A 12099-nucleotide genomic window follows, 5' to 3' on the forward strand; every position below is an offset into this window, starting at 1 on the left:
TCTATTTCTCATTGATTGATACCAACATAGAGATACTTTGAACGTGAAATGGTTGCGGTTTGTTGTGTGTTAATTTCATTTCAAGTTTATAAAGCGGTTGCCAGCCTGTTAAAGACACCTGAACATAGCCGGTATATAGATTATTTTTGAAAGCTTCAGATGAAATTTTCTTATGTTGAAACTCAAATTCATTAATGTAGCCGCCAATACTATCCTTAATCCAAACCACAGCCTCTTGAACTGATATCTTATGAAACATTGTTGTACTTGGTACCTGACTAAAATCAGGGGGAAGTAAGTCAACTTCAAAAGAAAATGGCTGACCGCAATAATAGGTTTGATCTACATCTTTTTTAATGTTTAACGAATCTGAATACCAATAACCATCAGCATTTGACCAATTCAAATAGGCTGTATCCAACTGATTTAAAGGTACTGAATTCCCCTCGTAATAAACAAACTCACAATCACTTTGCGCTGATTCTATTAACTCTTCTAGAAATATAGATCCTTTGCGATTTGTGAGAATAAAAGATTGATCCGATCCGCTTAAGGTTGGCAAGGAACATACAGAAATGATATCGCAGCCAAAATCATGCAAAGCCCAAGCATTCATTTCTTGATCACGATTAAGTGTGATTGTTGCCATTTTCCCATCATTAAGAGCCATCCAAACTAATGAGTATGGTGTTTGCTGATATGCTATTTCTTTTATACCTCCATGATTTTGCGAGATATGAGGGGCAATTGCTGACAATTCGGGTGACACAAGTCCATCAACTTCATAGCGATATGAAAGTGCGCGCAATCGCTCACCACCTCGCTGAACAAATAGCAATTCACTGCCAACCTGACACGGCTTAACATCTTTCTGTGCGCCAAACGTCGTGTGTTGTTCTATTTGAGCTGATGCTGGGGTTAACGCACCATTAGAGCTAATCAAGAACTCTGAGCCACCAGTAAGTGCTACAACTCCACCACGTTGTGCTAAATGTAAGATGTTGTCTGATTGTGCGGAAGATGATGCCATACTAAAAGCGTCCGAATCTTCGGTGGATTCTAGAAAATCACCATCATTACCAATTGCACCAAACCATAGTTGATTCGGATTTGTCTTGGTATTTGCAAAAACTAATCGCTGCTTAAAGAAAACCACTGTCCTTGGATAACCAGTTGACACTGTGAAAGCCAATGAATTGAGCGTCCAAGATTTTGCAATAGCTTGTATATCTGCTGAGAGTTTTACCATCACTTCACCCATAGCAATAGTAGGTGATTTGATAGAGGTAATTTTAACTTGACCACCATTAATAGATACAACAGCACCAATATGATCAGATGTAAATACAGATGCATCACCAGCGGTTACCGACTCCCAGCTTCCCAGTGTTGGGCTTGGTTCACTTGCCTTATTATCAACTAATGCTCTCCATGTTTGACCTGCATGTATTACACGATCACCAGCTAAATATTGCTCAGTATTATTCCATGATGGGAAAGCTGTAGCAGTAAGTGAAATTGTTTTACCAACTTCTACACCACTTGGTTTTAAAGCAACGTTTGGAGAAGTACCAATTTCATCTGTTGGCTGAACTGAAAAAGTAAAGGGTGAGAATTGCCAGTTTGTAAAATCTGCTGAACATAAAAACCGATGTACAGGTGTATCACCTTGGACCATATACATCCGATAACGAGTATGTGCATATTGGATTTCTTTAACTTTCTGAGCTGTGTCGTATGGAGTGGTAATCTCAAATACAACGCTGTCATTACGTGGGTTGTATACCTTTAAAAAGCTTACTCCCAATATGAGCATGTAAGCATTTTCCGAATTTGGGATGAAAGGGATTAATCTTAAAGCCCCTGTAAATTCAGATTTAAATCTTGTACCTGGTCTTTTCTTTGCTCCACCCTCGACAAGTGGAATTGCATTTAACAGCGTTTTAGCTCCATTTGCATATTGCTGAACATCGGTACGAGTCCACAATAACGGACTAAGCTCCCCACTACTGAGATTGTTTTTTAATACCCAACTGCGCATTAGTAACGACTCCCAATGTAAGAAGATTCAGCGTATTGCATATCTTCGCTCTGACGTTCTTGAGCATTAACATTACGAGCTTTCTTAATTTGACGCTCATACTCTGCCTTAGCTGACTCCCCTGCTGCGTCACTACCTGTTAAGGGTTTGCATAGACGTGAGGCTAGTTTTAAGACCATTGCTTCAACAAGAAGTGAGTCCCATGTATCTTCATTATCATTGTCAAAGATGTAGATTAATTTCACTTGATCCGAGTTAGCCAAGATGTGTCGATTTTCAATTTCATATCGACATTGACCAGCATCAATCAGCCTTACAAAGTCGCGTGGCAAAGGAAAGGCATGGCTAAAATCAAACGCTGGATAGGTTGTCACTGGCGCTAGAATTGTTCTTTTTTTTGCACAAGACCAAGGATGATCACGTAAAACTGATTTTCGAGTTTGGTTGTAAACATTTCGGCAATGCTCTGCTGTTGTTGTCTCTTCATCAAAGCTTGAAATTGAGCGATCCCCGATCAAAGACAAGGCATGATTGCATATTGATACTTTAGTTGTAGTCATAAAAAAGCCCTCAAGTTTTATTGATCTTGAAGGCTTTTAGGTTTTGATTTGTTGGGTGTTAAATCACAAAGTCAATTGCTACAACTTTTTTCTCATTTGCACGACCTGCTGCAAAAGAATGAACACCGCCAACTTGGCTAATGTTTTTCTTATCAGGGCGTTTTGAGATGTCAAAGCCTGTAATGTTTGCATCACCAAAATGAGCCGCTGTACCTGCATACATAGCAGTACGACGTTCAGTTGCTCCACCAGCTCCATTGTTTAATTTATTATATGGAATCCAGTTAAGTCCTAACCATTTTCCAGATACATCACCTTCTTGAAGCATTTTTACAGCCATGTAGTCAGCACTCATGAATTGAGTTTCTGACAACAGGATTTCCATCATACGTCCGTTGTAGATCACATTTAAAGTTTCATCATTATGTTCATCACATTCGTTTTCACGGAACATTGATTTAGCACGTAATAACTGTGCTTTTAATGTGCCAAACCCTGAAAGCAAGATCTGTTCTGCCGGCAAAGCAACAGTGGTTGTAGATTTTACACCAGCATCATTGACAACAGTTCGGGTAATTCCTCCAATTAATGCCTGATAAACTACATCATCAATTTTACGGTTACGCGCATTGATTAAGTTTTTCATGTATTTGTCAGTTGGGTTTGCTTTAAGCTTGGGCAAGTCGCGCGACTCAATTGGGATAAATAAATCCCAATCTGTCATTAATGCAGTTCGAACACCTGCATCTGGAATTGTCCATGTGGTATCACCAAAACGAGCGCCTGAGGCAGACATTTCAACTTGACCCATATCGTTGATTGTGAAGGATTCACCTTCAATTAAACCGCGATTCACAATTGTTTTAAGCAACCGTGATTCATTTTGCATGGCAGCAATTTCATATGTATTGTGATACTGAATTACAAATGCTGCTGTGATTTTATTTTCATTCGCCATAGGTTAGCCCCTTATTGATTGAGTTCTGCATAGTGTTTTTCAACTTGGGCATAAACACGCTTATGGTCAGGATGACTTGGGTTCATGTATGCCTCTGATGACATTAATTCTGAAATATTAGTTACCGCGCTTTGTTGTGTATTTAATGGAGGCATATCCTCTTGCAAGGCTTTGCCATAATAAGCAGCCAAACGAATACCAAAAGTCGGTGAGTCAACATCATTTGGATCTAATCCAGCGGCTTGAACTGCTTGATGTGCAAGGCGGATATTTGAATCAAAATCACCTCCCCACTCTGATTGCAGTTGTTCCAATTGAACTGCTGTGTGTTGATCATATGCTTGAAGCACTACGCCCAATTGCTCATTGGAAATACCAACCTTATGGGCATTTTCTAAAAAAGACTTATTGCTTTCATCTTCTTTGAAAGATTCAAAGTCAAAACCATCTAAAGCCACTTCATACTTATCTGCTGACTCAGGAAGATTCGTATCTTTGGTGGGTTCTTGAGGTTGTTCAACAGGTTTTGTTTCTAATTCAGTTGGCTCAGTTGGTTGTGTTGGCGTTACTGCATCTGTTGGCTCAACAGGGTTTTCACCACCTTGATTTTGTAGATCATCCATTGTCTGCTACCTCGCTGTAATTTGGATCGTTGGCTTTATTAATTTGATTAATCATGTAGTGAACTACGCTTTGTTGTCCTAACTTGTAATTGGTTTCCCGATCTGTGTTTGAGAAGGCATCTCGACAATACATTTGTGTTAAATGTTCTAAAATTCGCTGACCGTTTATGTCTAAATCAAACACAATTCGGTATGTTTCAGGCGTAGGCCTTGTTAATTCACGCTGCCTGAAATAAACACCAGATTCTTTGGTTTCATCGTCATTTTTGGTCAAGCTTTGTTCAAGTTGCTTTCGATGTTCTTTCTCTAACTCATAATTTTTTGAGAATGTTTCAATGTCTTCATAGGCTTCAGTCAGCTTTTGATTTACTTCCTTTAGCTCTAATTCAGTGGCTTGATGGCAACGATTTTCAGCCCAATACTTTTCTTGCCATTCTTCATGCTTAATCTTTTGAAAAACTGCATAAATCATAAAAACAATGGCTATTGTTATAACTATATAAATCACTGCATCACCTCACTTGTTAATTCATTCTCAAGACCTTTGCCGACTGCATTTGCGAGTGGTTGTGCCAGTGTTTGAGCTTGTTCTTGTTGTGCAGCTTGTTGCTGTGCTTGTTGTCTTTGTTGACGAATAGAATCAATTTGCTCTTGAGTGCGTAGAATTGCAGTAGGAACACCCAAGCCCATGCCTGTGACTTGAGCCACTGCATCCATATCAACATTGTCTAAAATAGATGGATCAATATTTGCCACACCTGCAATATTGGTAATGAATCGCTCAATTGCTGTAACTTCTTCAAGTTGCTGTGATCGTGCTAACGCAGATATGAACTTGAAAGACAGATTGCGCCCTTGCATTTCTTCTGGCGCATCACCTATTGCCCCTGCACGATAAGCCAGCCCGAACGTACGCTCTAACAAAGGAGTTAATAACTCAGCTTGCCAACGACCATACAGCGGCCCTAGTTGTTGGCGAATCAAGTCAACTCGCACATGCACTTCTGTTGCTGTCATTGCTGGACCATCTTGGGGTTGCAATTGATCAGACATCATTTTTTTTCTAATGCCACTTTGTAAAAGCCCTAAAAGTTCAATACCAACTTGATAACCTTTGCCATCGTCAATTCGCTTAATTGAATCAACTTTATTGGCAACAATGATTTTTCCACCACCAAGACGAACCGTTCGCGGATTTAATGTTCCATCATCCTCTGCTACCCACATACCTAAGGTTGAAATCTCTGCACTACGCACAGTATCTCGCATTAAGGTGTTAGCTGTTTTTGCATCTGGCAAAGCAATTGCAACCTGCCCTATCCCGTAAACAGAACAAGGCAGTTTGCGAAATCTTGGAACTACATATGGGAATTCGTTATATCCTGATTCTTTAAGGATATGCTTTGATTCAATTTCAATATGATATGAGGCAAAAGGTTTATTTTTTGCTAGTGTGTACTGATCATTTGAGGCTTTGATACTGCGTGGTTGAACAACTGTCATAACCTTGATTTTGCAATCCGGCTTGTCTTTGTAAGTGTTCCGAACTTTCTCACTAACCTTACTCTCACCATATTCAGCAACTAAGGTCGCCGCAGTCATATCAAATTCGCGAAAAAGAGTATCAATCTTCTGATCTTGGCGAGTTGAAGCAAGATAACATTGACCAATATCGTGGGTTTGAAAGACATATCCTCCACCAACCTTGCGGTCGATATCTGCATACATCACCCCCCAACCAGCAACAACACAATCTAAAACTAAATCGAAAATTTCACTGTCATAGTTTGCGCCATGAATATTGCGCCAAATAAATTGACAAATAACATCCAACCACTGCTCACCCTCTGTTAGCTCTGCCGGATCATCAACACCATCAGGAACAGCCTTGAACCATAAAGCATTTGCTGGCGTAGTACCTGAAATAATGCTTGATGTTAATAGCTGAGTTGCCTCAGCTAGAGTGGAGTCTAGTAGCTCAGCTCGTTGAGTTTTCCGAGTGTCAACCACATCATCTCCAATGAATGACTGTTGACGCTCAGGCGCTGCATAACGATATGCTTCAGTCCACTGAGGCTCATAACGTGTACGCTCTGCCTTTAGCTCGCTTAATCGCTTACATAACTTTGCTACTAAATCACTCATAATTAACCACCGCCAAGGGTTGTTTTCTTTTGGCTTTCATCAGTTGAAGTAAGCACTTCCGAAGCTTTGCGCTTTTTGCGTTGCGCCTGAGCTTGGTTTTGTGCTTCTTGTGCTGCATTTTTAGCTTCTGTTTCTGCTTCTTGAGCGTCATAGCCTTGTGATGCTTGCTTAGTACTGGTTAAGCCAATGGCATCTGTCACAGTAGAAAAGACCTTACCTAATCCACCTCCACACATTAGTCAGCCTCCTTTGTAGTCCATCCATCTTTTGTTAAGACAGGAACACGCTTAAGTCTGCCGCCAGCATTCGCAGGCTGTTGAACTCCCGTAGAAACTTGCTGAGGTTGATTTTTTAATTGTTCGATCTGAGCTTTAGCCTCTGCCAATTCACGCAATAAATCTCCCTGTGATGGCTCGGTAGGCTGACTCTCAGTTGCGACTTGCTCTGTAATTGTTTCAGTAGGTTGCTCAGTTTTGATTTCTTCATTTGTTTCTGGTTGCTGACTTTCAGTCACACCAGGTGTTTTAATTTGACGTCCAGCCATAAAAAAGCCCCATCGTTAGTGATAGGGCTAGTGTTGGGCTTTATGTGTTTAGGTTTGTTGGGTGATTATTTGCCACCCTTTAGGAATTTGCATTGTTAGCCCCCAATCAATTTGGTTAATGGCTCTTTGAACCACCAAGCTAAAAGCAAGATGGTCAAGCAGATGTATGAAATTGATTCGCTATTCATGCTCACCTCGCAGGGTCTTTTCTAATTCATCAATACAGGATAAGAACAAGCCACCTATCCACCTTTGATCATCTTGAAAAGTTTCTTTAGCTTGCTTTCTCCAATTTGAGGTAAAGTTTTCAATCCGCTTGTCTTTCTCTTCAACCTCCACCTTTTGCTTAGCAAGCAATTGCGTTTGATTTAAGAGAGCTTCGGCCATTGCGTCGAATTCAGCCTGTCGGGATTGCCAACCCGCTTTAAAATAATTCTTATATGTTGGTTGTTCACCCTCAATTGTTGCCAAAGCTTTAGGTAGTCTTTTTTCTTCACCTAATGCTTTAAAACCATCAATAAGCTCTTGTTTTTGTTTATCGAACTTTTTATTAAACTCAATGATTAACTTATCCATGACGTTCTGCCTCCACTCTAATACCCTCAAACTCTTCATTGATAACCGACATTCCACGCTCAATTGCTGCTTTGCTTGGCAATTTTTTGAAATCAATTGTGTTTACTTCATGACAGTGTTTGCACATGAATTTGCTTTTATTTTCAAGCTTCTTAGTGATTTCCCTAGCCTCAGACAACATTCGATTATTTCGTTCAGTTACTTGGTTGAGATGCTTTAAATATTTAGATATCCACCAGATTGGATTTAATTTAGTTTTGCAATCTAGGCACAAAACTTCGTTATCTTCTTCTGAAATTTCAATGTGACTATGCTTACACTCAGCACGTTGAAACACTCTCTCAAACTTAATGACCTTCTCATCGTCTTTGATGTTTATGATGTGGGTTTCTGGATATAAGCTCATAAATCCACCACCATTGTGCTTGGACTAACATGATTGCGAATGTCTGTGACGTGGTCAGTGTTGTCGCAATCAACAAGTGCGTAATTGTCGCCATAACAAAAATCAATTTGTCCTAACCTATTTTTAATCTTGTAGCCATTGCCACCAACTGGCATTGAATCAAAGCCAACTACTTCAAATATCTCTGGATGTGGTGATTTTCTATCAATTCCCATATAGCGAATATGGTCGCCAATTTTGAACTCTCGGTCATGCTCTGCAATGGCGGTGCGGAGGTCGTTTAAATCCAAAGCTAAATCCATAGGATCTACTTTTCCGAAATACTCAAGCCACTGGTTATATCCATTACTCCATTTAAACCACTTGCCATCATCTCTTTTAGCGAAATACATAACGTCTTCAAGGCAAGGAATACATACTTCTGCGCGCCCAGGCGCACCCTCTACAATCTCTCTCATCTGCTCAATTGTCAGGTTGTTTATAGTTGTCATAGTGCCACCCCAAATAGTTGTTTTGTCTTTTCTGTAGCTGTGTAAGCTCGCTTATTCTTTCCGCCTTGAGGCTGTAAATAACCTGACTTCACCATTGCGGATAAATCAAGATTCAATTGACCTCTTGCCAAATCGACAACATTTTCTTCAAGCTCATATGCTGTAACTGGATTGGTTGCAACAGCGATGTAAACCAACACATCTTTGAAATCTTCGAATTTTTTTATTGATGATGCTCTCACACCCCACCCCCTACGCTTTCCCACTCGACATCATTTAGACTTGGACGAAAAACCACAACACAACAGCCAAAGGGTGCATTTGACTTGGAACCACCGAACTTCAAGCGCCCCCGAATAAAGTGAATTTCACGACCCAAGCAATAATCTTGAAACCAACGAGCATCAGTTCGCACAGGCACTAACGCTACAACTGTGTGCCCTTGCTCTGCTGTGTTAGCTGCCTTTGACACCCAATCAATAATTTCACGACCATATGGCGGATTCATCCAGCATGTTCCAGTCCATTCTTGTTTCAAGCCGTTCTGCTCTGGGCTAAAGAATCGCTCACACTTTGCATTTTCAGCTAAAGCACACACATCTAAATCAAAGCTAAATACTGCATTTAACTTGTTGAAAAAATCTTGAGGAGTCGCCCAAACATCTGTCCTATTTTCAGCAAGACCAAATAGTTGTTGATTTGCCATAGTGTTCATACCAGCTCCCCTTGCATCATTATTTTTCATTTTTAATCGCCTCATCCAACTGACCAATCACCTGATCACATAAGCCACCATCGGCAAAGATATCGAGCTGACCAATCTTGTATTTGTATTCATATTCATTTTCACGAGGAAATCGTTGCAACCCTGTCTCTGTCTGCCAAAGCAAAACAAACGCATCACCGTTATCGAAATTAGGCACACCACCTCTTGCCCATTCACTTACAGTCGATGCACCAGCTACAGGCAAAACGTAGGCAATTTTCTCGTGAGTCCATCCAAGTTTTGTTAGGTCTAAGATCATGCGGTTAAAGTCAGGGCGTTTATATCCACGCATCTTGACGCGAAACTCTTTGACCTTCTTTTTTGTGTCAGTGTTGAGAAAACGCGTGCGCGCGCGAGAAGAGTCTAAATTTGCTAAACAATCAACCGTCATATCCATAGATTTCTCCTAAAACTCTCTAAAGTCCCACGCATTGTTTTTGCTATTCCAATGCACTGATTTAAATAAGAATGGGTACATATCAGAAGCGACTTTGATTTTGACTAAAGCATCATCTTCCCAATGTCCTTTCACCTCATGAACTTGCAATTCGTTGTCACTGGTCATTACGAAAAAATCAGGCTTGTAAAACGTTTTTCCTGCCAATCTCAAATTGATGCAATCAAACTTGTACCAAAGAATTTCACCTCTCATTTTTCGGCTTTCTAGGTGTTCGCTGTATCTGCGCTCTGTTTGATTCATAGCGCCACTTTTAAGTCTGCCTAGCACCCTTGCATCACTTTCCTTTTTAAATCGCTGTAACCCCTGTTTTTTTTGATTTAACGGTAGGTTTTGATACTGCTCTTCGGTCATTCTCATGAATTCACCTCTAATTCTTCTACCCAATCGACTGTTTGGCTGTCCTCTGGATGTTTCATGCAGCACCTCTAAGGCTTAGTGGAATCTTCTTTCCATCACGCTCAAGCATTGCTTTGTACTGCTCAAATTGATCAAAAGGGTCTATGTGCTCTTGCTTATCGGATTCCCATGGCTGAGACTCAATGCATTCAGGTGTTAATTTATTGACTGGATTTTTTGCTTTAAGCTGACCTTTGAGTTTTTCAAGCGCTTCTTGAGCAAGTGTTTTATAGCGTTTGTCGCTATTGGTTTTTTTAGGGTTATGTTCTAGTTGTGCCTTAGCCTCTGGTGCTGTTAGGAAACCATCAAACTGAGCTTGTTCAATTGCAGATATCTGTTGATCCTTATCAACCCCAAGGCTTGTAATGTAGACAGGCTTTAAGCCCTGATCTTTTGCTTCCGTGATTAATCGGTCATAGATCGAGATGAATATTTTCTTTGCTTCAGCAAGTTGGTATTTATCTCCTGTGACAACCAAATCAACGCATTTATCAAAAGCCTTTGCGGTTTGCTCAGTCCAAATAACTGTCAACTCACGACCTGTATCAAATTCAATTGAATTCCTAGCAATCGCCCAAGCCTCATGAGCATCAAGCCAATCACCTGATTTTGGTTCACACCAAGAGCGAAATTCAGGAATTGTAGGAGGCCATTTCTCATGGCTCATACGTGATAAACCACGCTGAAAATCTGATTGAGTGAGCCCCTGATACGAATTAAGCATCTCGTTTGCCAATTCTCGTGGTGTTACGCCTGACCACTGGTCTGCAAACTTTTTACCGTAATTAATTCGCATCTTTGAAATCAAAGACATTGCGTGTTCATAGGTGAATTCAGACATAGCGTGAGCCCTCAATCAGATCTTGCTTTTTTGGCGTTATGTCAATTTCACTCCCACCAAACACCTGTTGTTCAGCCTCTCGCCAGCGATCATGCTCGTTTGCTGTACGTTGAGCATTGGTCTGAAAGTGAGGCTGTTGTGGTACTTGCTCGTTGGCGAACCAAGATGCTTCAAACCCAGCCCACGGCTTTTGGCGTTTCAAGCAGTAGTCCACAGCTTGAGCCACAGTCAGGTTTGCTTTTGATGCTTCTCGAATTAAACAATCGAGAGCGTTTTTGGTATTTACCGCTTTTTTGGATTTACGAACCTGCATGAACTCAGTTGAAGCTTCCTCAGTGACGCCAAGTTTTTTTAATTCAGATTTGAAATTGAATTTTTGAGGGGTTGGATTTTCGACAACGTCGGAAATAATATGTTCCTGTTCCTGTTCCTGTTCCTGTTCCTGTTCTTGGCTTGCAAGGGGCTTCGAAGGGGCTTCCGTATTAGGGGTGTTTTTTGATGTATTTTCACGCTTTTCACCCATGCAAAATGCCTTGTGATATTTAGCATAAAATACTGATAAGAAAGGATTATTTGGAAGTGAATCATAGTCCTTTTGTACCCCTGCAACGCGATTGTCTCTTTCCTTGAGTTGGTCTGCTACTTGGAATCGAGCCATTTCATGCACCCATACCATCTCTGTTTGATGGTCATAACTGCAAAATCCAGCTTCAACAGCACTTTGAAGCCCCTTTGAAGCCCCTTCTAAGCCCAGTCCAGTTTCATGAGCAATATAGAGAACAGGTATATAAAATAAGCCAAGCATATTTGCATGGGGTGAGGTCATTAAATACATTGAGACCACCAATGCTTCTGGTGTTTTACGCAATTCTTTACCCGTTGCTCCAGTCCAAAAGTGTGGAGAAACTTTCCCATAATCACGCATTTATATTTCCCCCTTGTTGGGCTGGTGAGTGTTGTGTTAAATTGTTCATTCAGATCTCACATCAATTCATTGGTGTGGCAATAAGGCTCAACTGGTCGCACAGTTGGGCTTTTTTTGTGCCTGTGGGTTTTATTAAGGGTTCAGGTGCCAATTCGAATAAAGGCGTGTCTACGGTATCTGTGGTCAAACGCATGAGGGATGCGAGATTATTTAATCGTTCCTTAACCGTAGAAATATTTGATATGCCTAAGCCTCTTACATGCTCAGATAGAGATAGTTTTTCAGAGCGAGCAATTGCCTCTAAATCTCTTTTCTCTTCATACGTACACTTAAATGTGATGCTCTCAGTTAGTTTTTCTGACATGGG

At 40.7% G+C, this 12099-nt stretch carries 18 protein-coding genes; all 18 read right to left on the bottom strand.

Annotation, left to right across the window (positions count from 1 at the left end; genetic code table 11):
• Position 1: 1 nt before the first annotated feature.
• A complete protein-coding gene (locus tag AC4CVF_RS10580; protein ID WP_490789405.1) occupies positions 2–2041 on the bottom strand; it encodes a phage nozzle protein in 2040 nt (679 codons plus the stop codon).
• Positions 2041–2601, bottom strand: a complete 561-nt coding sequence (locus AC4CVF_RS10585; RefSeq protein WP_490789406.1) for a phage connector family protein — start codon at positions 2599–2601, stop codon at positions 2041–2043. The genes AC4CVF_RS10580 and AC4CVF_RS10585 overlap by 1 nt, the downstream gene beginning before the upstream one ends.
• 58 nt (positions 2602–2659) lie before the next feature.
• Positions 2660–3559 (bottom strand): phage capsid protein, encoded by a 900-nt coding sequence (locus AC4CVF_RS10590; RefSeq protein ID WP_490789407.1) that lies wholly within the window; start codon positions 3557–3559, stop codon positions 2660–2662.
• 11 nt (positions 3560–3570) lie between these two features.
• Entirely contained in the window at positions 3571–4182 is a 612-nt protein-coding gene (locus AC4CVF_RS10595; RefSeq protein ID WP_490789408.1) for a hypothetical protein, read from the bottom strand.
• Complete coding sequence (locus AC4CVF_RS10600; RefSeq protein WP_490789409.1) at positions 4175–4690, bottom strand: Bbp19 family protein; 516 nt, start codon at positions 4688–4690, stop codon at positions 4175–4177. Before AC4CVF_RS10600 ends, AC4CVF_RS10595 begins: the two co-directional genes overlap by 8 nt.
• Positions 4687–6327, bottom strand: a complete 1641-nt coding sequence (locus AC4CVF_RS10605; protein ID WP_490789410.1) for a portal protein — start codon at positions 6325–6327, stop codon at positions 4687–4689. The genes AC4CVF_RS10600 and AC4CVF_RS10605 overlap by 4 nt, the downstream gene beginning before the upstream one ends.
• A gap of 2 nt (positions 6328–6329) precedes the next feature.
• On the bottom strand, positions 6330–6563 hold the full coding sequence (locus AC4CVF_RS10610) for a hypothetical protein (protein ID WP_490789411.1): 234 nt from the start codon (positions 6561–6563) through the stop codon (positions 6330–6332).
• The gene (locus AC4CVF_RS10615; RefSeq protein ID WP_490789412.1) at positions 6563–6871 is read right to left on the bottom strand and encodes a hypothetical protein; all 309 of its coding nucleotides are present in this window, start codon (positions 6869–6871) and stop codon (positions 6563–6565) included. Before AC4CVF_RS10615 ends, AC4CVF_RS10610 begins: the two co-directional genes overlap by 1 nt.
• A gap of 180 nt (positions 6872–7051) precedes the next feature.
• On the bottom strand, positions 7052–7447 hold the full coding sequence (locus AC4CVF_RS10620; protein ID WP_314339333.1) for a hypothetical protein: 396 nt from the start codon (positions 7445–7447) through the stop codon (positions 7052–7054).
• Entirely contained in the window at positions 7440–7853 is a 414-nt protein-coding gene (locus AC4CVF_RS10625) for a hypothetical protein (protein WP_335987253.1), read from the bottom strand. Before AC4CVF_RS10625 ends, AC4CVF_RS10620 begins: the two co-directional genes overlap by 8 nt.
• Positions 7850–8344, bottom strand: coding sequence for a hypothetical protein (locus AC4CVF_RS10630; RefSeq protein WP_490789413.1), 495 nt, complete (start codon positions 8342–8344; stop codon positions 7850–7852). Before AC4CVF_RS10630 ends, AC4CVF_RS10625 begins: the two co-directional genes overlap by 4 nt.
• Complete coding sequence (locus tag AC4CVF_RS10635) at positions 8341–8586, bottom strand: hypothetical protein (RefSeq protein ID WP_490789414.1); 246 nt, start codon at positions 8584–8586, stop codon at positions 8341–8343. The genes AC4CVF_RS10630 and AC4CVF_RS10635 overlap by 4 nt, the downstream gene beginning before the upstream one ends.
• Positions 8583–9059 carry a DNA N-6-adenine-methyltransferase gene (locus tag AC4CVF_RS10640; RefSeq protein ID WP_490789415.1) on the bottom strand — a complete coding sequence of 159 codons (477 nt, stop codon included), beginning with the start codon at positions 9057–9059 and terminating at the stop codon, positions 8583–8585. The genes AC4CVF_RS10635 and AC4CVF_RS10640 overlap by 4 nt, the downstream gene beginning before the upstream one ends.
• Positions 9060–9078: 19 nt before the next feature.
• The gene (locus tag AC4CVF_RS10645; protein ID WP_419371572.1) at positions 9079–9507 is read right to left on the bottom strand and encodes a hypothetical protein; all 429 of its coding nucleotides are present in this window, start codon (positions 9505–9507) and stop codon (positions 9079–9081) included.
• A gap of 9 nt (positions 9508–9516) precedes the next feature.
• On the bottom strand, positions 9517–9927 hold the full coding sequence (locus tag AC4CVF_RS10650) for a hypothetical protein (RefSeq protein ID WP_490789416.1): 411 nt from the start codon (positions 9925–9927) through the stop codon (positions 9517–9519).
• A gap of 55 nt (positions 9928–9982) precedes the next feature.
• On the bottom strand, positions 9983–10807 hold the full coding sequence (locus AC4CVF_RS10655) for a hypothetical protein (protein WP_490789417.1): 825 nt from the start codon (positions 10805–10807) through the stop codon (positions 9983–9985).
• Complete coding sequence (locus AC4CVF_RS10660) at positions 10800–11732, bottom strand: hypothetical protein (RefSeq protein ID WP_490789418.1); 933 nt, start codon at positions 11730–11732, stop codon at positions 10800–10802. Before AC4CVF_RS10660 ends, AC4CVF_RS10655 begins: the two co-directional genes overlap by 8 nt.
• Before the next feature lie 61 nt (positions 11733–11793).
• Positions 11794–12096 (bottom strand): hypothetical protein, encoded by a 303-nt coding sequence (locus AC4CVF_RS10665; RefSeq protein WP_490789419.1) that lies wholly within the window; start codon positions 12094–12096, stop codon positions 11794–11796.
• Positions 12097–12099 lie beyond the last annotated feature (3 nt).

This window comes from Acinetobacter sp. LipI_19 (assembly GCF_058242925.1).

What these genes read in the sequence shown, in the direction of transcription:
- AC4CVF_RS10580 (WP_490789405.1), bottom strand. Translation starts at nt 2,041, where the DNA reads ATGCGCAGTTGGGTATTAAAAAACAATCTCAGTAGTGGGGAGCTTAGT.
- AC4CVF_RS10585 (WP_490789406.1), bottom strand. Translation starts at nt 2,601, where the DNA reads ATGACTACAACTAAAGTATCAATATGCAATCATGCCTTGTCTTTGATC.
- AC4CVF_RS10590 (WP_490789407.1), bottom strand. Translation starts at nt 3,559, where the DNA reads ATGGCGAATGAAAATAAAATCACAGCAGCATTTGTAATTCAGTATCAC.
- AC4CVF_RS10595 (WP_490789408.1), bottom strand. Translation starts at nt 4,182, where the DNA reads ATGGATGATCTACAAAATCAAGGTGGTGAAAACCCTGTTGAGCCAACA.
- AC4CVF_RS10605 (WP_490789410.1), bottom strand. Translation starts at nt 6,327, where the DNA reads ATGAGTGATTTAGTAGCAAAGTTATGTAAGCGATTAAGCGAGCTAAAG.
- AC4CVF_RS10610 (WP_490789411.1), bottom strand. Translation starts at nt 6,563, where the DNA reads ATGTGTGGAGGTGGATTAGGTAAGGTCTTTTCTACTGTGACAGATGCC.
- AC4CVF_RS10615 (WP_490789412.1), bottom strand. Translation starts at nt 6,871, where the DNA reads ATGGCTGGACGTCAAATTAAAACACCTGGTGTGACTGAAAGTCAGCAA.
- AC4CVF_RS10620 (WP_314339333.1), bottom strand. Translation starts at nt 7,447, where the DNA reads ATGGATAAGTTAATCATTGAGTTTAATAAAAAGTTCGATAAACAAAAA.
- AC4CVF_RS10625 (WP_335987253.1), bottom strand. Translation starts at nt 7,853, where the DNA reads ATGAGCTTATATCCAGAAACCCACATCATAAACATCAAAGACGATGAG.
- AC4CVF_RS10630 (WP_490789413.1), bottom strand. Translation starts at nt 8,344, where the DNA reads ATGACAACTATAAACAACCTGACAATTGAGCAGATGAGAGAGATTGTA.
- AC4CVF_RS10640 (WP_490789415.1), bottom strand. Translation starts at nt 9,059, where the DNA reads ATGAACACTATGGCAAATCAACAACTATTTGGTCTTGCTGAAAATAGG.
- AC4CVF_RS10645 (WP_419371572.1), bottom strand. Translation starts at nt 9,507, where the DNA reads ATGGATATGACGGTTGATTGTTTAGCAAATTTAGACTCTTCTCGCGCG.
- AC4CVF_RS10650 (WP_490789416.1), bottom strand. Translation starts at nt 9,927, where the DNA reads ATGAGAATGACCGAAGAGCAGTATCAAAACCTACCGTTAAATCAAAAA.
- AC4CVF_RS10655 (WP_490789417.1), bottom strand. Translation starts at nt 10,807, where the DNA reads ATGTCTGAATTCACCTATGAACACGCAATGTCTTTGATTTCAAAGATG.
- AC4CVF_RS10660 (WP_490789418.1), bottom strand. Translation starts at nt 11,732, where the DNA reads ATGCGTGATTATGGGAAAGTTTCTCCACACTTTTGGACTGGAGCAACG.
- AC4CVF_RS10665 (WP_490789419.1), bottom strand. Translation starts at nt 12,096, where the DNA reads ATGTCAGAAAAACTAACTGAGAGCATCACATTTAAGTGTACGTATGAA.